The sequence below is a fragment of the Gilvimarinus gilvus genome (assembly GCF_030518155.1).
In the GTDB taxonomy this organism is placed as follows: Bacteria; Pseudomonadota; Gammaproteobacteria; order Pseudomonadales; family Cellvibrionaceae; genus Gilvimarinus; species Gilvimarinus gilvus.
In genome coordinates this window covers 1-464 of record NZ_JAULRU010000522.1, presented here as the reverse complement: position 1 = coordinate 464, position 464 = coordinate 1, and the positions used below count along the sequence as shown (strand labels likewise).

1 protein-coding gene is annotated in these 464 nt (G+C 33.8%); it reads right to left on the bottom strand.

Going from position 1 to position 464, the window contains the following annotated elements:
- Positions 1-424 (bottom strand): CHC2 zinc finger domain-containing protein (locus tag QWI17_RS09895; protein ID WP_302722347.1); only part of this gene is annotated, 424 nt, incomplete at its 3' end.
- Between the last annotated feature and the right edge of the window lie 40 nt (positions 425-464).

Below are 464 nucleotides of genomic sequence, written 5' to 3'. Positions count from 1 at the left end.
AACTCAGACCAATTAAATTTCCTTCTTCCGAATTATGCAATTGATTAGTGAAGAATTTCTTCGCAAAATCAGTCAAGATATATAAACTTTCTCGGTCTTTTTCTTCTTGTTGTTGCTCAAAAGTATATTCACCATCTTCTTCAATCTCGATGTTATAACGTTTTGCCAGCCATCGCAACGCTTCTGGATAAGTAAATTGTTCAACTTCCATCAAAAAAGTCACAACATTTCCACCTCTTCCAGAAGAAAAATCTTTCCAGATTTGTTTGGCAGGCGAAACAACAAAAGAAGGTGTCTTTTCATTACCAAAAGGCGAGAGTCCTTTTAAGCTAGAACCTGCACGTTTTAAGGTAACAAAATCACCAACAACTTCTTCTACACGAGCTGTTTCGAAAATTATATCTATCGTTCTTTGAGAAATCAAATTGAATTATTTTTTGAGAATTGTGTAAACAAATTATTTC